This window comes from Mycetocola sp. Y791 (genome assembly GCF_059445325.1).
Genome location: NZ_JCAIUC010000004.1, coordinates 457,923 through 479,841, shown reverse-complemented (window position 1 = coordinate 479,841; position 21,919 = coordinate 457,923). Strand labels below are relative to the sequence as shown.

Genomic DNA, 21,919 nt, shown 5'->3' with positions numbered 1-21,919 from the left:
AACGGCACTAAGTTAGAGGGGTGAGTGGATCGAGAGTTTTCGTCGCCCGGCTTGCCGGCTGCACAGTCTTCGACCCAGCGGGTGACCGCGTGGGCAAGGTGCGTGATGTGCTCGTCGTGTACCGCAAGAGCGATCCGCCGCGTGTGGTCGGTCTCATCGTCGAGATCCCCGGCAAACGACGTGTCTTTGTGTCGATCGGCCGGGTCACCTCGATTGCCGCTGGCCAGATCATCACAACGGGTCTCATCAACGTGCGCCGGTTCGAACAGCGGGGCGGCGAGGTGCGAGTGATCGCCGAGCTCCTGGGCCGCAAGGTCGAGTTCGTCGACGGATCCGGTGAAGCGACCATCGAGGACATCGCCATCGAAGAGGTCGGACCAGGCGCGTGGGCGGTAAGCCAGTACTTCGTCAGGCGCCCCAAGCTGTCACCCTCTCCCTTCGCTAAGGGAACCACGACGTTCGCAACCTGGCGGGAGATCCGGGAGAAGCAGTCCGGACCCGAGGGCCAGTCAGCCGAGCAGCTCATCGCAACCTACTCAGACCTGAAGCCCGCTGACCTCGCCAACACCCTGCTCGACCTGCCGCAGGACCGGATGATCGAGGTCGTCGAAGAACTCCCGGACGACAGGCTCGCCGACGCGCTCGAAGAGATGCCGGAGACCGACCAGGTCGCCATCCTGACCGAGCTCGGCGATGGCCGCGCCGCGCACGTCCTCGACCAGATGCAGCCGGACGACGCCGCCGACCTCATCGCACAGCTTCCCCTCGATCGCGGTGAACACCTGCTCGAGTTGATGGAGCCCGAGGAGGCCGAGGACGTGCGTATGCTCCTCGCGTTCGCCCCTGACACCGCCGGCGGGCTCATGACCACGGAACCCGTCATCCTCTCCGCCGATTCCACGGTCGCTGAGGCCCTCGCCCTCATTCGGCGCCCCGAACTCCCGCCTGCACTCGGTGCGGCGGTCTGCGTGACTCTCCCGCCGTACGAACCGCCGACCGGCAGATACCTCGGCATCGTGCACTTCCAGCGGATGCTGCGTTATCCGCCGCATGAACGCCTCGGCACGATCATGGACCAGAGCCTCGACCCAGTGACGGCGAAGGCTTCGGCGGCCGAAGTCTCCCGGATCCTGGCCAGTTATGACCTCGTGTCGGTTCCCGTCGTCGATGACACACACAGACTCGTCGGGGTGGTGACAATTGACGATGTCCTCGACTACCTGTTGCCCGAAGACTGGCGAAGTCAGAACGACGAACCGGTGATCACGCACAAACCACAGGGAAGGAGGGCGACTCATGGCTAAGATCCGCAGGAACGACGTGCGCCTTGACGCCCCCAAGGGCCTCCGTCCGTCCATGCTCCCCGGCCGGGGACGCGAGTCGAGCGACAGATTCGGCCGGTTCACCGAGTGGGTCGCCCGCGCCATGGGTACCCCGGGGTTCCTCGCTGGCCTCACCGTGTTCTGTCTCGCCTGGATCGCGTACAACACCTGGGGTCCCGAGGACTTCCGGTTCGACTCGGCAGCCCTCGGCTTCACCGCACTCACGCTCATCCTTTCGCTTCAGGCCTCGTACGCTGCCCCGCTGATCCTCCTCGCCCAGAACCGCCAGGACGACCGTGACCGGGTACAGATCGAACAGGACCGACAGCGCGCCGAACGCAACCTCAACGACACCGAGTACCTCGCCCGTGAGGTCGTGGCCCTGCGACTCGCGATGAAGGACATGGCATCGAAGGACTTCATCCGCCAGGAACTCCGGTCGCTTCTCGAAGAACTCGAGAAGGACAAGGACGATGCCAGGAACTGACCTCGAACGCCGCATCGCCGACGAACTCGCCACGGTGATCGACCCGGAAATTCGCAGGCCGATCACCGAACTGGGCATGGTCGGTGACATTGCGGTTTCCGCAGACGGGGCAGCATCCGTCGCCATCAAACTGACGATCGTCGGTTGCCCCGCGGCCACAGCGATTGAACGCGATGTCACGGCAGCGGTCTCCCGGGTGCCGGGCGTCACGAGTGCGAACATCGCCGTCGGCGTGATGACGCCGGAGGAACGACGCGCGCTCACCGAGTCGCTCCGCGGCCCGAAGGCCGCGCGGGTGATGCCGTTCGGCCCCGGCACGCTCACCAAGGTTTACGCCGTGACGAGCGGAAAGGGTGGCGTCGGCAAGTCGACCGTCACCGCGAACCTCGCCGCCGAGCTCGCCGCGAGGGGCCTGAGCGTCGGCATCGTCGACGCTGACGTCCACGGATTCTCGATCCCGGGCCTCCTGGGACTGACGGATGCCACGGCTGACGGAACCTCGCTCAGAACACCGACGCAGGTGGGTGACATGATCCTGCCTCCGATCGGGTACGGCGTGAAGGTGATTTCGATCGGCATGTTCCTCGGCAAGGCGGACGGACAAGCGACACAGGCCGTTGCCTGGCGCGGCCCAATGCTGCACCGCACGATCAGCCAGTTCCTCACCGACGTGTACTTCGGCGACCTCGATGTCCTCCTCCTCGACCTTCCACCGGGAACGGGCGACGTGGCGATTTCGCTCGGCCAGCTGCTGCCGAACGCCGAGGTCCTCGTCGTCACCACCCCGCAGCCGGCAGCGGCCGACGTCGCCGAGCGCAGCGGAATCGTGGCGAGGCAGACCGGTCAGAAGGTCATCGGGGTCATCGAAAACATGGCTGGGCTCGTGCAGCCTGACGGCAGCGTCCTCTCACTCTTCGGCTCCGGTGGCGGCGCTGAACTCGCCCGTAGGCTGAGCGCAACGCCCGACGCCCCCGACGTGCCCCTGCTCGCGAGTGTTCCGCTGAGCGTTCCGCTCCGGTCGGGTGGCGACACCGGGGTACCGGTTGTCCTGGCGCACCCCGACGACCCGGCGAGCGTCGCCATCCGTTCGATCGCCGACCAGTTGCTTGCCCGCGGACGCGGTCTCGCCGGCCGGCGGCTCGGGCTGGCCCCGGCCTGATCGGCGGGTGCTGTGCGGCGGGGTGTCCTTGCGGGACTCGCCGCTTCGCTCGTGTTTCTGGCGGGCTGTTCAACGCCGCCGACGGACACCGCTGATGACCTCAGCTTCGAGGTGATGCAGGGCCGAACCGATTACTCGAGCGGCACCCTCGTCCTCCGCGTCGTCAACGGCGGTGCCGAGAGCATCACGGTCGACGACGCCGTCCTCACCTGGCAAGGGTTCGCCGAACCGGCGCGCTGGTCAGGAACCACAATCGCGGCGGGCCGTACGGTGGACCTCCGCACGGCGGTGCCAGCAGCGAATTGTGCGACAGGGACGGCAGACCCACCGGGCCCCTCGCTCGCGGTGGAGTTCGGCGCGGGGCCCGCCATCGTCACGACCCCCCTCGATCGGCTCGACACACTCCAGCGGCTGCATCAGACCGGTTGCGTGTCAGCCGCCGTCGAGCGGATCGCCACAGTCTCTGTCACGGGCCCGCTCAATATCGACGGCACAGGGCCGGATGCTGTCGCCAGGCTCACACTGCTGGTTACACCGACGGGCGAAGAGGGAACGATCCGGTTCTCGTCGGTCGCGTCAACGCCGCTGCTCGCCCCAGCGGACGGATCGGAAGGCTGGCCGCTCTCCCTGGCCGTCAGCGGAGCATCAGCCCCTCAGTCCGCAGTGCTGCCGATCCGGCCGGCGCGCTGCGACCCGCACGCCGTTGCCGAAGACAAGATCGGAACGGTGCTCGTCCTGGCGGTCACTATCGACGGCACCGATGGGCGCTACAGCTTCCCGGTCGACGACGCGACCCGCGATGCTCTCTACAGTTTCGTGAGATCGGCGTGCGGGATGCCGTGACCTGCCGATTCTTCGCGTCAGGTTGCTTCGAGGTCGAACGGTGGCGCGGCCACGGCGTTGCCCTCGAGGATCTGCTGCTGCCGATCGGACGGGCGGGGTTTTCGAGGCTTCTGCCACACGAGATCGTCGTCGTCAGTGGGAACAGCAGCGGTCTTATCGAAACTCGGCGGGGCGATAACGGGTTCAGGCGGAGAGTCGTCGAGCAGCGCCTCGCGGATGATGCGGCGCGGGTCGTATTGACGCGGGTCGAGTTTCTTCCAGTCGACCTCGTCGAACTCGGGCCCCATCTCCTCACGCATGCGTTCCTTGGCCCCTTGGGCCATGTCGCGCAGCGACCGGATGAGCCTCGCGAGCTGTGCTGCATACGTCGGGAGGCGCTCGGGTCCGAGCAGGAAGACAGCGATCACCCCGATGATGAGGAGCTTCTCGAAAGTGAGGCCGAAGAACACGAGTTCAGACTATCGCGCCGCGCCTGACAAAACGCACGACACGGCTCCGCTACTCTTGGGCGAACCACCACCGGGAGCTGAAGTGTCAGAACAAGATTCGAACTGGAAATACGCCGACTACATCGTCACCGAGTCCGATTCGATCCAGAAGGCCCGCGCACAGTCTCTTGAGCTCGGCATCGAACCGATCTCACCGGCCATGGGAGCGCAGGCCGCCGTTATCGCCGCGACCACAGCCGCCGTCAACGTCGTCGAGATCGGCACCGGTTCCGGCGTCTCAGGGTTGTGGCTGCTGTCACCGTCGAAGAGGAGCGTCCTCACGACCATCGACTCAGAGGCCGAGCACCAGGGCTATGCCCGCCAGACGTTTGCCGATGCCCGGGTCGCACCGAACCGGGTTCGCCTGATCACCGGCAGGTCCCTCGACGTGCTCACGCGGATGAACGAGAACTCCTACGACATCGTCTTCGTCGACGCCGACCCAACGCAGGTGATCGAGAACGTCGAGCACGGACTTCGCCTCGCCAGGGCCGGCGGCACCGTCCTTGTCCCCCACGCGCTCTGGAAGGGCAGGGTCGCTGACCCGGCCCAGCGCGACGACGTTACCAGCGCGTTCCGCACCCTCGTGCAGGAGATCGCGTCATCGAGCGCCGTTGTGAGTGCGCTCTCCCCCGTCGGCGACGGTCTGCTCCAGATCACCAAGCTCGCCTAGGCATCCGCCAGCGTGACGGCGCACTGACCGAAGTGAGCCGCATCATGAGCGGGCGTACCCCTTAACAGGACAAGGCGTTAACAGGACGAGGCGCGGATGCCGGTGGTCGATGACCACGCACATCCGCGCCTCGTAGTTAAAATCGGTCTAGCTGACTGCAACAACCCCAGCCAGCGCGTCGTGAAGTTCCCTGGCTTCGGCGTCGTTGACTGACACAACCAGGCGCCCACCGCCTTCGAGCGGAACCCGCACGATGATCAGCCGACCCTCCTTCACGGCCTCCATTGGTCCGTCGCCAGTCCTCGGCTTCATCGCGGCCATTCGGCTCCCCTTTCGTTGCTTTGTCCTCCTATTATCCGCTACCCGCTGTGAACGAACGAAATCGGCCCGCAGACTCACCCAAACTGGGGACACCAGATCACGGCGGAGTCCAGTCGTAACCGTCGACGCGCCACGCGATGAGTACCCACCCGATCTGGCCCGCGATCGAGGCGAGAACAAGACCCACCCGGTACACACGCGAGCGTGGAACGGCGAACGCACCCGCGGCCGGAAACAGCGGTACGAGGAGCCTGAAGGTGCTCGACTGCGGGAAGAACACGGCGAAGAGGTAGATGAGGTAGCTCGCAAGCCAGAGCCGGAGATCGATACCGAGCTTCCGTGCCGGTGGCGAGAGGAGTCCGAGCACCGCGAGTACGACGAGCACCGTCACACCCAGGACCCCCCACCAGGGCGAGTCTGGAAGACCGAGCCCGTTGGTGGCCCACCAGCCGAGTCCCTGGAACCACGGCGCGAACGGCACCAGGTGGCCGTGACCGATGTACGCGCTCCGCCACGCGAGCTCAGTGTCGGTGTATGCGGTGATCGACCCGGTGACCGCCCACGCGATAGCGGGCCAGGCCAGACCGAGAACTCCGCTCAACACAGCGAGCGCCGCGGGTGGTACGAGGTCCGGGAGACTCTCCCCCGTCGTACGGCGCCGGAACCAGCGCACCAGGACGTGAAGGACGAGGAAGAGTGAGAACGCAAGTCCGGACGGGCGCGTGAAACACATCACGGCGATCACCCCCGCAGCCGGGAGATAACGACGGGTGAGAACGAGGTAGAGCGCGGCCGCGAGCAGCAACACGTGCAACGATTCCGCGTACGCGACCTGAAGAATGGGCGAGAGTGGGGCAACCGAAAACAGCACCACGCTGAACAGGGCGGTCGATTCGTCGAGAACGAGTCGCATCAACCGATAAAAGACCAGCGTCGCAGCGAAGATCGCGAGCACGGACACAAGTACAGCCGCTGGCGCCCAGCCCAGTCCGGTAAGCCCCATGACGAGCCGCACGACCGCGGGATACACGGGCATGAACGCCCACGCGTTCTCTGCGACGTGACCGTCAGCGTCGACCGGCAACTCTGCCGGATACCCGGAGAGAGCAACGATCTGGTACCACCGGCCATCCCAGAGCGAGGCGAAGTCGGCGTACGCGGGCGACGGACCCGTCCAGGCGTTGGCAGGCTGGAGCTTCGCGAACCAGACGAGGATCGCTGTCGAAATCAGCCGCCCTGCTGCAGCGATGGCGAGGACACGCCCCCACCAGCGCAGCCGGCGCCAGAGCTCAGGCGGCCGCACCGGTCAGCCACGTACGCAGCCCGTTCTCGCACGCGACGATCTCATCGAGTGCGACACGTTCGTCATCGGCATGCGCGGTGAGCGGGTCCCCAGGGCCATAGTTCACGGCGGGGATGCCGAGGGCCGAGAACCGGGCGACGTCGGTCCAGCCGTATTTCGGGAGCGCTGTACCGCCGACGGCCCTCATGAATTCCTGTGCGAGCGGCGCATCGAGACCCGGCCTCGCGCCATCAGCGGCGTCGACGACCTCGATCTCGAATCCGCCGAACAGCTGACGGAGGTGGCTGACCGCTTCGCCCGCCGTCAGGTTCGGGGCAAAACGGTAGTTGATGTGCACCCGGCACTCATCGGGAATCACGTTCCCGGCGATGCCGCCCGAGATTCCGACGGCGTTGAGTCCCTCACGGTAGACGAGGCCATCGACCTCAACGGATGCCGGCAAATAGGCCGCAAGGATATTCAGTACCTGCGCGGCCCGGTGGATCGCGTTCTCCCCCACCCAGCTCCTCGCGGAGTGTGCCCGGCGTCCGCGAGTGACAACGTCGATGCGCACCGTGCCGTTGCATCCGCCCTCGATATCGCTCCGGGTCGGCTCACCGAGAATGGCAAAGTCGCCCTCGAAAAGGTCAGGTCGAGACGCGGCGAGAATGCCGAGGCCATTTTTGTCGCTCTCGACCTCTTCGCCGTCGTACCACATCCAGGTCACGTCGATGGCGGGGTCCGTCAGCTCAGCCGCGAGCTTCAACTGAACGGCGACACCGCTCTTCATGTCGGCGGTGCCACGACCCCACAGGTAGTCCCTGCCGTCGATCGTCTCAAACCGGGTCGGGAGGTTGGCGTTGACCGGCACGGTATCGATGTGGCCGGCGATGATGGCCCGCTTCGACTTGCCACCGGTCGTCCGCGCGACAACGGTATTGCCCACTCGGATGATCTCGAGGTGACTGCAGTCGGCCAGCGCGCGCTCGATGGCATCCGCAAGGGGCGCTTCGTTGCCGGAGACCGACTCGATGTCACAGATAGTTCGGGTGATGTCGACGCTCGACGCGGAGAGATCGATGGCAGGCGATGGCACTGGCGAGTCCGGCATGCGATCAGTCTACGGTCGCGTCACACGGGCGTCGGGAAACCCGGCGGTTCGCTAGCCTTGAGGCATGACGGACTCCGCACTCACCGCAACGCACGCCTGGGGCTACGGCCTCGCCACTGTGGCCTCCGACGGCACGGTCCTGGACACCTGGTATCCGGAACCTCAGCTCGGTCCGATCCCGGCCAACCGGGAACGCTGGATCGTCCCGGCACCGATTGAGGCCCTGGCCGGCACCGACGAGCGTCGGCGCGTGCGCATTGACATCGTGACGGTCCAGATCGAGCTCAAGGCTGCGCCCCAGGACACCTCGGATGCCTATCTCCGGCTGCACCTGCTCTCCCACCTTCTGGTGACGCCCAATTCGATCAACCTCGACGGAATCTTCAGCCACCTGCCGATTGTGGTCTGGACCAACGCTGGCCCGGTAAACCCCGCGGATTTCGACGAGATCCGGCCGGCGCTTTCCCGCGCGGGCATCTCGGCAACCGGCATCGACAAGTTCCCACGCATGCTGGACTACGTCACCCCGCCCAAGGTGCGGATCGCTGACGCATCGCGGGTCCGCCTCGGAGCGCACCTCGCACCGGGAACAACGGTCATGCACGAGGGCTTCGTGAACTTCAACGCCGGTACCCTCGGCGCGTCGATGGTCGAGGGGCGCATCTCGCAAGGAGTTGTCGTCGGCAACGGGTCCGACATCGGCGGAGGCGCGTCGATCATGGGAACGCTGTCTGGCGGCGGAACCCAGCGGGTCTCGATCGGCGAACGTGCGCTCCTCGGCGCTAACTCGGGAATCGGTATTTCCATCGGAGACGACTCGGTCGTCGAAGCGGGGCTCTATGTCACTGCGGGGACGAAGGTCGTCGTTGTCGGAGACAAAAACGCCGACGACGCACCGGTCGTGGTGAAGGCTGTGGAACTGTCCGGCATGCCAAACTTGCTCTTCAGACGCAACTCCCTCACGGGGGCTGTCGAGGTGTTGAACCGCACAGGAGCGGGAATCCAACTCAACGACGCGTTGCACGCCTGACACCGGGCGGCACAACCCCGCAGTTTCACGAAGGAGTGACGTGGTTCCCAGGACGCCAAGAGGCCGCCGATCGCGCTTGTTTACAGTTCTGATGAGCATCATTGGCGGTCTCGTCGTCCTGATCCTCGTCGCCGGCGGACTCGCGGTCCTCACCGTGCAGCGCTCATTCCCCCAGCTCGACGGTGAGCTTGCCGTCGCTGGACTCGACGCGAACGTCACCGTGTACCGCGACGACGCCGGCATCCCCGTCATCGAAGCGGAGAGCGCGACCGACCTGTTCGCGGCGCAGGGGTTCGTGCACGCGCAGGACAGGTTCTGGGAGATGGACTTCCGCCGGCACGTCACGAGCGGTCGCCTTGCTGAACTGTTCGGTGAGGCACAGGTCGAAACAGACACCTTCGTCCGTACCCTCGGCTGGCGCGCTGTTGCGGAACAGGAGGTCGAACTGCTCGACCCGCTCACGCTCAGCTGGTACCAGGCCTACGCCGACGGAGTGAACGCCTACCTGGCCCAGCGTGAGGGTGCAGCGCTCTCCCTCGAGTACGCCGTCCTCGGCCTGCAGAACCCGGGGTACGAGCCGGAGAAGTGGACGCCGGCCGACTCCGTTGCCTGGCTGAAAGCCATGGCGTGGGACCTCCGCTCCAATCTCGAGGATGAGATCGACCGGGCGATCCTGGCCACGAGCGTCTCACCCGAGCAGCTGTCCACTCTGTACCCCGACTACCCGTACGAGACGAACCCGACCGTGCTCTCCGCAATGGCGACGCCGTTCGGCGAAGCTGCCGAGGACACCTCCACCGAACATGAGGCATCCGTCGACGCACTCCTCGCGCTCCGCGACGTCGTTGCGGGGATGCCAGCACTTCTCGGCAGGGCAGGCAGCGACATCGGCTCCAATTCGTGGGTCATCGCCGGAAGCCTGACGGAGTCGGGCAAACCGCTGCTCGCGAACGACCCTCACCTCGGCCCGTCGCTTCCTTCGGTCTGGTACCAGATGGGATTGCGCTGCTCAGTGGTCTCGGCCGAGTGCCCGTTCGACGTTGCCGGATTCAGCTTCTCGGGAATGCCGGGAATCATCATCGGCCACAACGCGAGGGTTGCGTGGGGGTTCACGAATCTCGGGCCTGACACCGCCGACCTCTATATCGAGAAGGTCGCGGAAGCGAACTATGAACTCGACGGCGTCCTCCGCCCGCTCACCGTCCGCGAGGAGGTGGTGAAGGTCGCCGGGGGCGAGGACGTTCCGATTACGATCCGCTCAACGGAACGCGGTCCGCTCGTGACGGGGATCACCGGTGACTTCTCGAGCATCGCCGCCGACTATCCCGCATCGAGCGGCCTGCCGGAGGGATCATACGAGCTCTCCCTGCAGTGGACAGCACTGACTCCCGGCCAGACGCCCCGCGCTATTTTCGCCGTGAACCAGGCGACCGACTGGGCCAGCTTCCGTGAGGGAGCGAGGCTGTTCGAAGTGCCGTCGCAGAACCTCGTGTACGCCGACGTCGATGGCAACATCGGCTACCAGGCACCTGGACTGATTCCGGTCCGCTCAGCGGGTGACGGTACTGTGCCGCAGCCAGGCTGGACGAGTGCATCGGGCTGGAAGAGCTACATTCCGTTCGAGGCCCTGCCCACCCAGTACAACCCCGAGTCCGGGTACATCGTCACCGCCAACAACGCCGTGGTGGACTCCAGCTACCCGTACCTCATCACCAGGGACTGGGATGCCGGGTACCGGGCAGACCGCATCACCGACCGCATCCGAACGGACATCGACGCTGGCACCAAATTCACCGCGGCAACGATGAGCGAGATCCAGGCGGACAACCACAACGCGGTCGGCGAGACGTTTGCTCCGTATCTGGCCGACCTGACCCCGTCGGGTAACGCCAAAAAGGGTGCTGCGCTGCTCGCCGACTGGGACTTCGCCGACGACGCTGACAGCGCGGAGAGTGCGTACTTCAACATCTTCTGGCGCACGCTGCTCGAGGACACCTTCTCACCCAAACTGCCTGAAGCGCTTCCTGCCTCGGGAGGCGGCCAGTGGTTCCAGATCGTGAGCGGCCTCCTCGACGACCCCCAGTCGGCCTGGTGGGTCTCAGCCGACGACAACGTCACCGGGCGCGACGAGGCGATCACTCACGCTCTCAGCGCCGCATGGACCGAGGCCGAGGACCTGATGGGCGACAACCCGGAGGACTGGACCTGGGGCGAACTCCACACGTTGACCATCCGCAACGCGAGCTTTGGCGAATCCGGGATCGCGCCGATCGAGTGGCTGTTCAACCGCGGACCGTATGAGCTCGCCGGTGGTTCGTCAGTGGTGAACGCTGTCGGCTGGTACGCCCCGGACGGCTACACCGTCGACTGGGTACCGTCCATGCGTCAGGTCGTCGACCTGGCTGACTTCGACTCGTCGACGTGGATCAACCTCGGCGGAGCATCCGGGCACGCCTTCGCACCGACCTACGTCGACCAGACCGCGCTCTGGCAGGAGAACAAGACACGGGCATGGGCGTACACCCCGGATGCCGTCAGCAGCGGTGCGACGAACATCCTGAGGCTCACACCGTAGACGCGGGCGCCCCCTGGCGCACAGAAAACCCCCACCGACTCATGTTGGTGGGGGTTTTTCTGTGCCAGCGGGTGGCCTCGGTTAGCGCTGCGGGAGGTCGCGAGCGGCCGAACCCGTGTACAGCTGCTGCGGGCGGCCAATCTTGGTCTGCGGGTCCTCGTTCATCTCGCGCCAGTGCGCCACCCAGCCGGGAAGGCGTCCGATCGCGAACAGCACGGTGAACATCCGGGTCGGGAAGCCCATCGCCTTGTAGATGACGCCGGTGTAGAAGTCGACGTTCGGGTACAGGCGGCGTTCCTTGAAGTAATCGTCCTCGAGGGCGATCTGCTCGAGTTCCTTCGCGAGGTCGAGCAGTGGGTCGCTGACGCCGAGCTGAGCGAGAACTTCGTCCGCGCTCTCCTTGACGATCTTCGCGCGCGGGTCGTAGTTCTTGTAGACGCGGTGCCCGAAGCCCATGAGCTTGACACCCTCTTCCTTGTTCTTGACGCGCTCGACGAACTTCGCGACGCCCTCGCCCGAGTCACGAATGCGACCGAGCATCTCGAGGACCGCCTCGTTGGCACCGCCGTGCAGCGGTCCGGACAGGGCGTTGATGCCAGCCGAGACCGACGCGTAGAGGTTGGCACCGGTCGAACCGACGAGCCGCACGGTCGAGGTCGACGCGTTCTGCTCGTGGTCGGCGTGGAGAATCAGCAGTCGGTCCAGCGCCTTCGACAGCACGGGGTCGATCTCGTACGGCTCGGCCATGTTGCCGAAGTTGAGCCGCAGGAAGTTGTCGACAAAACTCAGGCTGTTGTCCGGGTAGAGGAACGCCTGGCCTGTCGCCTTCTTGTGTGCGTAGCCCGCGATGACAGGGAGCTTCGCGAGCAGGCGGATCGTGGTGAGCTCAACCTGTTCGGGGTCGCTGGGGTCCGCAGCGGACTCGTAGTAGGTGGAGAGAGCGGAGAGCGCGCTCGAAATGACGGCCATGGGGTGTGCCGTGTGCGGCAGGGCCGAGAAGAAGTGCTTGAGGTCTTCGTGCAGCAGTGTGTGGCGTCGGATCTTCTCGTCGAACTCAGCGAGCTGGTCGGCCGTCGGCATCTCGCCGTAGATGAGCAGCCACGCGACCTCGAGGTAGGTGGAGGATGCGGCGAGCTGTTCGATGGGATATCCGCGGTAGCGGAGGATGCCGGCGTCGCCGTCAATGTACGTGATCGACGACTTCGTTGCCGCCGTGTTCACGAACCCGTAGTCCAGTGTCGTCAGGCCCGATTGGCGCGTCAGCGTTGAGACGTCAAGGCTGGATGCGCCCTGACTCGATTTCAGGATCGGAAACTCTGCGGTTCCGCCCGGGTAGGTCAGGGTAGCTTTCTCTGTCACTGCGCTTGACTCCTGCTCGACGTCGCCCACGGCGCCTCCTTGTACTGGTTGTTCCAGGTGATTGTGCGGCGTTCCTGCCCCGCGAATGTGTGGCCGCGGCGACGGGTCCGGATACAGCCTAATCGGCTGACCGGCCAACTACCGCATCCGCCAACGACCGGCTTGACCTCTTGGAGCTAAGCTCCAACGCCGTCGCGGGAGAGTCGCAGCGCCGCAGCGGCAATCCTCTCGTCTGTGGCCGTGAGCGACAGCCTGACGTGCTCGGGCGAGAACTCACCGTAAAACGTACCTGGACCGGCGAGGATGCCGAGGTCAGCGAGCCTCCCGATCGACTCCCAGGCGTCCCTGCCCTCGGTCATCCACAGGTAAAGCCCGGCTTCGGAACAATCGAGACGGAACCCGGCGCCCTCGAGCGCGGGCAGGAGCACGGCCCGCCGCCCGGCGTAGCGCGCCTTCTGCTCGGCAACGTGCTCATCGTCGCCCAGGGCGGCGATCATCGCCTCCTGTAACGGCGCTGGCACCATCAGTCCCGCGTGTTTCCGAACCGTGGTCAGCCGTGCAATCGTGGCGGCGCAGCCTCCGGCGAACGCGGCACGATACCCGGCCATGTTGGACTGTTTGCTGAGCGAGTAGATGGCGAGGACGCCGTCTACGCTTCCTCCGGTGACCCGCGGGTCAAGGATGGACGGAACCGGTACGGTTGCCCACTGACCGCTCCAGCCGAGTTCGGCGTAGCACTCGTCGTTCACGATGAGTGCGCCGAGTTCGCGTGCTCGAGCGACGGCAACGCGAAGGAAGTCAATGTCGAGCACGTTTCCGTCGGGGTTGCCCGGCGAGTTAAGCCAGATCAGCTTCGTGCCTTCCGGCCATTCGGCCGGATCATCGGATGCCACAGCGCTGGCCCCGCACATCGCCGCTCCGATGGCGTAGGTGGGGTAGGCGGCCCGCGGATGCACGATCGTGTCGCCCTCCCCGATGCCGAGCATGAACGGCAGGAGTGCGACGAGTTCCTTCGAACCAATGGTGGGAAGGACATTCGCCGAGCGAAGGTCGGGTACCGACCGTCGCCTGGCGAACCAGTCGACGATGGCTTCGGCGAGAGCCGGGGTTCCGGCTGTTGTCGGGTACGCGTGTGCGTCTGTCGCCTCGGACAGGGCGACCCGCACGACCTCGGGAGTGGGGTCGACGGGCGAACCTATCGAGAGGTCGACGATTCCGTCAGGATGTTGGCGCGCGCGAGTGGCAAACGGCACCATGGCATCCCACGGGTAATCGGGAAGCGGTGAGAGCGCCACGCCTCAGACGCCGGCCTGCGGCGGCAGGGCAGAAATGACCGGGTGGTCGTACTTGATGACCCCGACCTTGGCCGCTCCGCCGGGCGAACCGACCTCGGTGAAGAATTCGACGTTCGCCTTGTAGTAGTCGGCCCATTCCTCGGGCAGGTCATCCTCGTAGTAGATGGCCTCGACGGGGCACACGGGCTCGCAGGCTCCGCAGTCGACGCACTCGTCCGGGTGGATATAGAGCGAACGCTCACCCTCGTAGATGCAGTCCACGGGGCACTCATCGATGCACGCTCGGTCTTTGACATCCACGCACGGGAGGGCGATGACATAGGTCACAGTTGGTCAGTCCCTTCGAAAGACGGCTCAGTCAAGTCTACGCCTCACCCACCGTGACCGATGGCGACCGGGGCCGTTCGGGCAGCCGCGGCCACGCAACGACGACCGTCGCGATGAGCACCGGCCCGATGGTCCAGACCAGTCCGGCCAGCCCCTGTGGGATCAGCACGGAGCCGCCGGGGCTTTGCACCGAGAGCAGCGCGATCATGCCAACGACGCCAACGGCAGCCAGGAGAACAACGAGGCGGTCGCCGATGAGCAGGCGCAAGCCCACCAGAAGCGCGAGCACGCCCACGAGGGAGAGGATCAGGCCGAGGGGAAAGTTAAAGGAACCGAGGGCGAGCGTCGCCTGGTGCTGGACTGTACCGACAGCGCCGAAGACCGCGCCGACGATGAAACCGAGGACACAACTGACCGCTCGATTGCGTCCGCTGGTCGGCTGCAGCCCTGCCGCGGAGCGGGCACCCGGCTCTGGGCTCGTCGGTTCAGCGTTGGCCTGGCCGTTGCCCACCGGACCGCTGCCCGCCGGACCGTTGCCCGCCGGACCGTTGCCCGCCAGTTCGTTGTTGCTGCCCAGTCCGCCGTTATATCCGCTCACCGGCCAAGTGTACCCAGCCCGCTTGAGTGCTCGGTGCTCAGTGCTCGGTGCTCAGTGCTCAGTGCTCCGTGCTGGTGACGGCGCCGCGGTGGCGATCGCTCGCCCGCCCGCGGGGGTCACGCCAGGCCGGTCAGCGCCCGGAGCAGGGCGGCAACAGCAGCCGCAACGATCACGACGATGAGAAACGGCACCCTGAGCCCGTAGAGCACCGCAGCGACGCCGAGAGCCGGGACTCGAGCGTCAAGGACAACGCCGACTCCATCGCCGACGGTCTGCACGACGATGAGAGCGGCCAGGAGCGCGACGGTGAGGAGTTCGGCGATCCGTGACGGCACCGGTTTCTCCAGCCAGTGCGCCGGCACAGCGTAACCCGCGAGCTTCAGCGCGACGCACGCGATCGACGCGAGCAATATGACGTTCCAGAGGGTCACGAGGTACCTGCCCCGTCCCGGCTCCCGAACCAGTTGGTGACACCGACCACGACCGCGACCAGCGCGGCGGCGATGACGGGCACACCGCCCGGAGCAAACGGCAGGAGGACCGCAGCGACCACCATCGCTCCCCCGGCGACGACGAGCGCCTGCTTCCTGTGGAGGCGAGGCCACAGCAGGCCGAGGAACGCCGCAGCAGCGGCGGCATCGAGTCCGTACGCGCGGGTGTCTCCGAGCAGGTCACCGACGAGGGCGCCAGCGAAGGTGGTGAGGTTCCAGCCGAGGTAAACAACAAGGCCGGTCACCCAGAACCCCGTGCGACTCGCGGTGGCGGTCTTCTGGGCCAGGGCAACCGCCACCGACTCGTCGATGGTCAACCACGCCGCGGCGATGTCACGGGGCCAGCCACGGCCGACGACCGGTTTCATCCGCATGCCGTACGCCGTGTTCCTGGAGCCAAGCAACACGGCGCTGGCAATGGCGGCGGGAGCTGATGCGATTCCGCCCGACGCGAGGACGCCGACGAGAGCGAACTGCGATCCGCCGGTGAACATGAAGAGGCTGAGCACCGAGGCTTGCCAGATGTCGAGGCCGGCGGCAACCGCCAGGGCACCGAATGAGACTCCATATGCCGCGGTGGCGACACCGACAGCAACGCCCTGGCGTGCGGCAAGCTGCTCCGGCGTTCGGGGCGCTTGCCGGCTCATCCCTGTGACCGACCAGTGACAAACGGCCCGAACTCGACCCGGGAAGCCAGCAATCGGGTACAGGACATGGGATCCAGAGTAGCGGGACGAACGAAGCGCCCGGGATCACTGATCCCGGGCGCTTCGTGTGAACTGACTTCTGTTACTCGTTCTGCTTCTTCAGGCGGCTCGTGTTGCGGGCGCGGGCGTTGGCGTCGAGCTCGACCTTGCGGATGCGGACGATGGCCGGAGTGACCTCGACGCACTCGTCTTCACGGGCGAACTCGAGGCACTCCTCGAGCGACAGCTGGCGCGACGGCGTCATCGACTCGAACGTGTCCGAGGTCGACTGGCGCATGTTCGTCAGCTTCTTTTCCTTGGTGATGTTGACGTCCATGTCATCGTTGCGCGAGTTCTCGCCGATGACCATGCCCTCGTAGACCTCTTCGGTCGGGTTGACGAAGAACGTCATCCGCTCCTGGAGGGCGATGATGGCGAACGGCGTGACAACACCCGAACGGTCGGCAACGATCGAACCGTTGTTACGGGTGACGATGGGGCCGGCCCACTCGTCGTAACCGTGCGAGATCGCGTTGGCGATTCCGGTGCCGCGGGTGAGCGTCATGAACTCCGTGCGGAAGCCGATGAGACCACGCGACGGAACGATGAATTCCATACGGACCCATCCGGTTCCGTGGTTCGCCATGTTGTCCATGCGGCCCTTGCGCGCAGCCAGGAGCTGGGTGATTGCGCCGAGGTATTCCTCGGGGACGTCGATGGTGAGGTGCTCGTACGGCTCGTGGGTCTTGCCGTCGACCTTTTTGGTGACAACCTGCGGCTTGCCGACGGTGAGTTCGAAGCCCTCACGACGCATCTGCTCGACGAGGATCGACAGGGCGAGTTCGCCTCGGCCCTGCACCTCCCACTTGTCCGGTGCGCCGATGTCGAGCACGCGAAGCGAGACGTTACCGACGAGTTCGCGGTCGAGACGGTCCTTCACCATGCGTGCGGTGAGCTTGTGTCCCTTGACCTTGCCGACGAGCGGCGAGGTGTTGGTACCGATGGTCATCGAGATGGCCGGCTCGTCGACGGTGATCGTCGGGAGCGGGCGGACATCGTTGGGGTCGGCGAGGGTCTCACCGATGGTGATGTCGGGGAATCCGGCGACCACGACGATGTCGCCTGGGCCAGCGCTCTCGGCGGGGTAACGGTCGAGAGCCTTGGTGATGAAGAGCTCGGTGACGCGCACGTTGTGGATGGATCCGTCGTACTTGACCCAGGCGACGGTCTCGCCCTTCTTGATCGTGCCCTGGAAGATGCGCAGCAGAGCGAGACGACCGAGGAACGGGGACGCGTCAAGGTTGGTGACGTGAGCCTGGAGGGGGTGCTCGTCGTCGTAGACGGGAGCTGGGATGTGCTTGATGATGGCATCGAACAGCGGCTCGAGGTCATCGTTGTCCGGCAGAGTGCCGTTCTCGGGCTTGTTCCAGCTCGCAGCTCCGTTACGGCCTGATGCGTAGACAACGGGCACGTCGAGGACGGCGTCGAGGTCGAGGTCGGGAACGTCGTCGGCCATGTCGCTCGCGAGGCCGAGGAGGAGGTCCTGGCTTTCGGCGACGACCTCATCGATGCGCGCGTCGGGACGGTCGGTCTTGTTGACCAGGAGGATGACGGGAAGCTTTGCTTCGAGTGCCTTACGGAGCACGAAGCGGGTCTGCGGCAGCGGGCCCTCACTCGCGTCGACGAGCAGGACGACACCGTCGACCATGGACAGGCCGCGCTCGACCTCTCCACCGAAGTCGGCGTGGCCGGGGGTGTCGATCACGTTGATCGTGATCGGTCCGTTCGTGGCGTGCTTGCCCTTGTACGACACCGCGGTGTTCTTCGCGAGGATCGTGATGCCTTTTTCACGCTCGAGTTCGTTCGAGTCCATGGCGCGCTCTTCGAGGTGCGCGTGTTCGGCGAATGAGTCCGTCTGACGGAGCATGGCGTCAACCAGCGTCGTCTTGCCGTGGTCAACGTGAGCGACAATGGCTACGTTTCGGAGGTCGTCGCGCGAAGCAAGCGCCATGAAAAAATTCCTTACAAGAAGAGATGTCGCGAGAGTATGAGCGCGACGGGAAATGTACAGATGCGAGCCAGAATCCGACCCAACAGATTATCTTACTGCACAGAGCCCTCAGCTCGCTGGGACTGATCTCAGGTTCACGCAAAGAAGCACCGGAGCCACAGGTCCGCCAACCGTAGTTGCCGCGCCTGTCGCGCCGGTGCTTCCTTGAACAGTCCGCTTAGCGGCCGAACTCGAAGTTGCCTCCGGGGATCGCAGCGAGCAGCTCCTGCGTGTACACCTCACGCGGGCTGTCGAAGACCTCATCGGTCGTCGCCGACTCGATGATCTGCCCCTTCCTCATCACGCACACGTTGTCCGCAACGAGCCGCACGACCGCGAGGTCGTGTGTGATGAAGAGGTAGGTCAGGCCAAGCTCGGTCTGCAGCTCGGTGAGGAGGTTGAGGATCTGACCCTGGACGAGAACGTCGAGCGCCGACACCGCCTCGTCGAGCACCAGGACGTCCGGCTTGAGCGCGAGTGCCCTGGCGATCGCGATGCGCTGTCGCTGTCCACCCGAGAGTTCACTCGGGTAGCGGTAGCGGGTTGAGGCCGGGAGCGACACCTGGTCGAGCAGTTCAAGCACCCGCATCTGGCGTTCGCGTGCCGTTCCCACCTTGTGGGCGAGGAGCGGTTCGGCGATGGTGTTGCCGACGCTGTACTGCGGGTCGAGCGAGCCGTACGGGTCCTGGAAGACCGGCTGAACGCGACGGCGGAACTTCAGCAGTTCAGCGCCACGGAGGCCAGCGACATCCTGACCGTCGAATTCAATCTCACCGCTCGTGATCGACTCGAGCTGAAGCAGGAGCTTGGCGACGGTCGACTTGCCAGAGCCGGACTCCCCTACCAGGGCTGTCGTCGTGCCCTTCTGGATACCGAAGGAAACGTCGTTGACGGCTTTCAGCTCATCGTGACGGAATCCCTGCTTCCGAATCCGGTACACCTTGGACACGTTGCGAAGCGAGATGAGGTCCCTGGCCGGTGCCGCGTTCTCACGTTCGGCCGCACGCTCGAGGAGCGTCGTGTCGATAGCGCCCTCCGAGAAGATCTCGGTCTCGGCAACCTCGTGCTGCTTGACGGCCTGGATGCGACGGGACGCGAGGCTCGGAGCCGCTGCGACGAGGCGCTGGGTGTACGGGTGCTGCGGGTTCGCGAGGATCTCCTGCGACGGCCCGGACTCGACAACCTTGCCCTGGTACATCACGACGAGCTGCTCGGCACGTTCGGCTGCGAGGCCGAGGTCGTGGGTGATGAACAGCACGCTCGTGCCGTAGTCACGCGTGAGGGTCCCGAGGTGATCGAGGATCTGACGCTGAACCGTGACGTCGAGCGCACTCGTCGGCTCGTCGGCGATGAGCAGCTTCGGGCGACTGGAGAGACCGATTCCGATCAGCACGCGCTGACGCATACCACCGGAGAACTGGTGCGGGAACTGCTTGAGGCGGTCACCCGCGTCGCTCAGCCCGGCCTCCTGGAGGACCTGGATGGTGCGCAGGCGCGCGTCCTTGCCCTGGGCGATGTTGTTCGCCTTGATGGCTTCCTCGACCTGGAATCCGATGCTCCAAACCGGGTTGAGGTTCGACATCGGGTCCTGCGGGACGTAACCGATCAGGTTTCCCCGAACGTCCTGGATCTCGCGGGGCGAGAGCGTTGTCAGGTCCCGTCCCTCGAACAGGATCTGTCCTCCGGTGACCTTTCCGGTTCCTGGCAGAAGATCGATGATCGACTGCGCGGTCGTCGACTTGCCCGAACCGGACTCCCCGACGATGGCGAGCGTCTGCCCGGCGTAGAGGGTGAGGTCGACGCCACGCACAGCGGGGACGATGCCTCGCTGTGTCTGGAATCCGACCTCGAGGTCGCGGATCTGGAGAAGCGGTTCGGTGGATGAATCGCGCGGCGAGGCCACGGCATCCGTTACTGGCTGGCTCATCGACGTGCCCTCGCCTTCGGGTCGAGTGCATCACGGACGACATCGCCGAGCATGAGGAACGAGAGCACGGTGAGTGAGAGTGCCGCTGCGGGGTAGAGCAACGTCTGCGGGCTGGTGCGGATCGATGTCCGCGCCTGGCCGATGTCATTGCCCCACGACATCACGCTCGGCGGGAGACCGATACCGAGGAACGACAGGGTGGACTCGGCGACGATGAACGTACCGAGCGACACCGTCGCGATCACGATCACGGGGGCGATCGCGTTCGGGATGACGTGGCGGAGGAGGATCTTGAACTTCGACACACCGAGGGCGATCGACGCCATGACGTAGTCGGAGTTTTTCGCGCTGAGCACAGCGCCGCGCATGATGCGGGCAACCTGCGGCCAGGCGAAGATTGCGAGCACGAGTGCGACGGTGATCGGTGTGCGGTTCGGGAGGACGCTCATCAGGACGATCGCGCCGAGAACGGTCGGGATCGCAAAGAAAATGTCGCCAAGACGCGAGACGAGCGAGTCGAGGATTCCACCGTAGAACCCGGCGAGGGAACCGATGACGATGCCGACGAAGGTGACGAGGAGGGTTGCGAGCAGGCCGACCGTGACGGATGCCTGCGTGCCGAAGATGACCCTGGAGTAGACGTCACAGCCCTGGCGGGTGAACCCAAACGGGTGTCCTGCCTCGGGGCCACCGTTGCTGTTGGCGAGCAGGCAGTTCGCGTTCGGTGCGACCGAGGTGAACAGGCCGGGGAACAGCGCGACGACGGCGATGATGAAAATGAGGACTGCCGAGATCCAGAACGTCGGTCGACGACGCATCGACTCCCAGGCATCCGCCCACGTGCTGCGTGCTTTCTGTGACTCGTCCAGTTTGTCGATCGCTGCAACGGGGGTTTCCTCGAGCGGCGCGACGTAATGACCCTGTGAAGCGTATTTCTTATTTTGCATAGCGAATCCTTGGGTCAAGTGCCGCGTAGAGCAGGTCGACGAGCAGGTTGGCGACCACGAAGATGATCACCATGACAGCGATGAACGACACAACTGTCGGTCCCTCGCCGAGGGTGATCGCCCGGTAGACGGTTCCACCGACACCGTTGATGTTGAAGATGCCCTCCGTGACGATCGCGCCGACCATGAGCGAACCGAGGTCAACGCCGAGGTAGGTGACAACGGGAACAAGCGAGTTGCGCAGAACGTGCACCGTGACGACCCGACGACGCGAGAGCCCTTTCGCTGTCGCCGTTCGGACGAAGTCGGCGTTGAGGTTATCTGCAACGCTCGCGCGGGTGAGCCTGACGATGTAGGCGAACGACACCGACGCGAGAACAAGGGCGGGGAGGACGAGTTCGCTCCACGGCGCATCTCCGGACACCGTCGGCCGGAACCAGCCCAGCTCGATCCCGAAGACATACTGCGCAACGAAGCCGACGACGAAGGTCGGCACGGAGATGAGCAGAAGGCTCACAACGAGTGCGCTGGTATCGAACCACTTGCCCTTGCGCAGGCCGGCGATGAGGCCGACGAGGATACCGGCGAACGCTTCGAATACGAGCGCGAGGAGGGCGAGGCGTGCGGTGACGGGGAAGGCGGATGCCATCACGTCGGCGACGGGGCGGCCAGAGTACGTGGTTCCGAGGTCACCCTGGAAGAGCCCGGCGATGTACAGGAAGTACTGCACGATGAAGGGCTTGTCGAGGTTGTACTCGGCCCGGATCTGCGCAATGACGCTCGGCGCAGGTGGGCGGTCCCCGAAGAGCGCAGCAATGGGATCGCCCGGAAGGGAGAAGACCATGAAGTAGATGAGGAAAGTTGCCCCGAAGAACACGGGGATCATCTGAAGAATGCGTTTACCTGTGTACCAGAGCATCAGGTTATTTCGCCGGGTCGAACGTACAT

Annotated in this window: 21 protein-coding genes; 7 read left to right on the top strand and 14 right to left on the bottom strand. The window is 65.2% G+C overall.

Annotated features, from left to right (window positions below):
- The first annotated feature begins 20 nt into the window (after window positions 1–20).
- The 4 genes from AC1C2N_RS15360 to AC1C2N_RS15345 are packed head-to-tail and all read left to right on the top strand — an operon-like array spanning window position 21 to window position 3,811.
- Complete coding sequence (locus AC1C2N_RS15360) at window positions 21–1,304, top strand: magnesium transporter MgtE N-terminal domain-containing protein (RefSeq protein WP_108391454.1); 1,284 nt, start codon at window positions 21–23, stop codon at window positions 1,302–1,304.
- The gene (locus tag AC1C2N_RS15355) at window positions 1,297–1,809 is read left to right on the top strand and encodes a DUF1003 domain-containing protein (protein WP_108962171.1); all 513 of its coding nucleotides are present in this window, start codon (window positions 1,297–1,299) and stop codon (window positions 1,807–1,809) included. The genes AC1C2N_RS15360 and AC1C2N_RS15355 overlap by 8 nt, the downstream gene beginning before the upstream one ends.
- Window positions 1,796–2,968 (top strand): Mrp/NBP35 family ATP-binding protein, encoded by a 1,173-nt coding sequence (locus AC1C2N_RS15350; RefSeq protein ID WP_495434460.1) that lies wholly within the window; start codon window positions 1,796–1,798, stop codon window positions 2,966–2,968. The genes AC1C2N_RS15355 and AC1C2N_RS15350 overlap by 14 nt, the downstream gene beginning before the upstream one ends.
- Window positions 2,969–2,980: 12 nt before the next feature.
- Window positions 2,981–3,811 carry a hypothetical protein gene (locus tag AC1C2N_RS15345; RefSeq protein ID WP_483404569.1) on the top strand — a complete coding sequence of 277 codons (831 nt, stop codon included), beginning with the start codon at window positions 2,981–2,983 and terminating at the stop codon, window positions 3,809–3,811.
- 17 nt (window positions 3,812–3,828) lie between these two features.
- Here AC1C2N_RS15345 and AC1C2N_RS15340 read toward each other — a convergent pair whose 3' ends face one another.
- Window positions 3,829–4,260 carry a twin-arginine translocase TatA/TatE family subunit gene (locus AC1C2N_RS15340; RefSeq protein WP_483404570.1) on the bottom strand — a complete coding sequence of 144 codons (432 nt, stop codon included), beginning with the start codon at window positions 4,258–4,260 and terminating at the stop codon, window positions 3,829–3,831.
- 82 nt (window positions 4,261–4,342) lie between these two features.
- Between AC1C2N_RS15340 and AC1C2N_RS15335 the strand changes: the two genes are divergently transcribed.
- Window positions 4,343–4,972, top strand: a complete 630-nt coding sequence (locus tag AC1C2N_RS15335) for an O-methyltransferase (protein WP_108391458.1) — start codon at window positions 4,343–4,345, stop codon at window positions 4,970–4,972.
- 147 nt (window positions 4,973–5,119) lie between these two features.
- Here AC1C2N_RS15335 and AC1C2N_RS15330 read toward each other — a convergent pair whose 3' ends face one another.
- The 3 genes from AC1C2N_RS15330 to dapE form a co-directional block, all read right to left on the bottom strand.
- A complete protein-coding gene (locus AC1C2N_RS15330) occupies window positions 5,120–5,293 on the bottom strand; it encodes a DUF3117 domain-containing protein (RefSeq protein WP_108391459.1) in 174 nt (57 codons plus the stop codon).
- 97 nt (window positions 5,294–5,390) lie between these two features.
- Window positions 5,391–6,596, bottom strand: a complete 1,206-nt coding sequence (locus AC1C2N_RS15325; RefSeq protein WP_483404571.1) for a putative hexosyltransferase — start codon at window positions 6,594–6,596, stop codon at window positions 5,391–5,393.
- On the bottom strand, window positions 6,583–7,686 hold the full coding sequence (dapE, locus tag AC1C2N_RS15320; RefSeq protein ID WP_495434459.1) for a succinyl-diaminopimelate desuccinylase: 1,104 nt from the start codon (window positions 7,684–7,686) through the stop codon (window positions 6,583–6,585). Before dapE ends, AC1C2N_RS15325 begins: the two co-directional genes overlap by 14 nt.
- Before the next feature lie 64 nt (window positions 7,687–7,750).
- Between dapE and dapD the strand changes: the two genes are divergently transcribed.
- Together dapD and AC1C2N_RS15310 are read left to right on the top strand one after the other, a co-directional pair.
- Window positions 7,751–8,716 (top strand): 2,3,4,5-tetrahydropyridine-2,6-dicarboxylate N-succinyltransferase, encoded by a 966-nt coding sequence (gene dapD / locus AC1C2N_RS15315; RefSeq protein ID WP_483404573.1) that lies wholly within the window; start codon window positions 7,751–7,753, stop codon window positions 8,714–8,716.
- Window positions 8,717–8,807: 91 nt separating this feature from the next.
- Window positions 8,808–11,291 carry a penicillin acylase family protein gene (locus AC1C2N_RS15310; protein ID WP_495434458.1) on the top strand — a complete coding sequence of 828 codons (2,484 nt, stop codon included), beginning with the start codon at window positions 8,808–8,810 and terminating at the stop codon, window positions 11,289–11,291.
- An 81-nt stretch (window positions 11,292–11,372) separates the two neighbouring features.
- On the opposite strand, the gene AC1C2N_RS15305 is transcribed toward AC1C2N_RS15310, so the two are convergent.
- From AC1C2N_RS15305 to AC1C2N_RS15260, 10 genes are all read right to left on the bottom strand, one after another.
- A complete protein-coding gene (locus tag AC1C2N_RS15305; protein ID WP_483404575.1) occupies window positions 11,373–12,680 on the bottom strand; it encodes a citrate synthase in 1,308 nt (435 codons plus the stop codon).
- 146 nt (window positions 12,681–12,826) lie between these two features.
- Window positions 12,827–13,945 (bottom strand): succinyldiaminopimelate transaminase, encoded by a 1,119-nt coding sequence (dapC, locus tag AC1C2N_RS15300; protein WP_495434457.1) that lies wholly within the window; start codon window positions 13,943–13,945, stop codon window positions 12,827–12,829.
- Window positions 13,946–13,948: 3 nt separating this feature from the next.
- Complete coding sequence (gene fdxA, locus AC1C2N_RS15295; protein ID WP_108391464.1) at window positions 13,949–14,272, bottom strand: ferredoxin; 324 nt, start codon at window positions 14,270–14,272, stop codon at window positions 13,949–13,951.
- Window positions 14,273–14,309: 37 nt separating this feature from the next.
- Entirely contained in the window at window positions 14,310–14,870 is a 561-nt protein-coding gene (locus AC1C2N_RS15290) for a hypothetical protein (RefSeq protein ID WP_495434456.1), read from the bottom strand.
- Between the two features lie 116 nt (window positions 14,871–14,986).
- Complete coding sequence (locus tag AC1C2N_RS15285) at window positions 14,987–15,301, bottom strand: AzlD domain-containing protein (protein WP_495434455.1); 315 nt, start codon at window positions 15,299–15,301, stop codon at window positions 14,987–14,989.
- Window positions 15,298–16,008 carry an AzlC family ABC transporter permease gene (locus tag AC1C2N_RS15280; protein WP_495434454.1) on the bottom strand — a complete coding sequence of 237 codons (711 nt, stop codon included), beginning with the start codon at window positions 16,006–16,008 and terminating at the stop codon, window positions 15,298–15,300. Before AC1C2N_RS15280 ends, AC1C2N_RS15285 begins: the two co-directional genes overlap by 4 nt.
- A 142-nt stretch (window positions 16,009–16,150) precedes the next feature.
- Complete coding sequence (typA, locus tag AC1C2N_RS15275) at window positions 16,151–18,058, bottom strand: translational GTPase TypA (RefSeq protein ID WP_483404580.1); 1,908 nt, start codon at window positions 18,056–18,058, stop codon at window positions 16,151–16,153.
- A gap of 217 nt (window positions 18,059–18,275) precedes the next feature.
- Window positions 18,276–20,024, bottom strand: a complete 1,749-nt coding sequence (locus AC1C2N_RS15270) for a dipeptide ABC transporter ATP-binding protein (RefSeq protein WP_483404581.1) — start codon at window positions 20,022–20,024, stop codon at window positions 18,276–18,278.
- Window positions 20,021–20,971 (bottom strand): ABC transporter permease, encoded by a 951-nt coding sequence (locus tag AC1C2N_RS15265; protein ID WP_483404582.1) that lies wholly within the window; start codon window positions 20,969–20,971, stop codon window positions 20,021–20,023. The genes AC1C2N_RS15270 and AC1C2N_RS15265 overlap by 4 nt, the downstream gene beginning before the upstream one ends.
- A complete protein-coding gene (locus AC1C2N_RS15260; protein WP_483404583.1) occupies window positions 20,961–21,890 on the bottom strand; it encodes an ABC transporter permease in 930 nt (309 codons plus the stop codon). The genes AC1C2N_RS15265 and AC1C2N_RS15260 overlap by 11 nt, the downstream gene beginning before the upstream one ends.
- Between the last annotated feature and the right edge of the window lie 29 nt (window positions 21,891–21,919).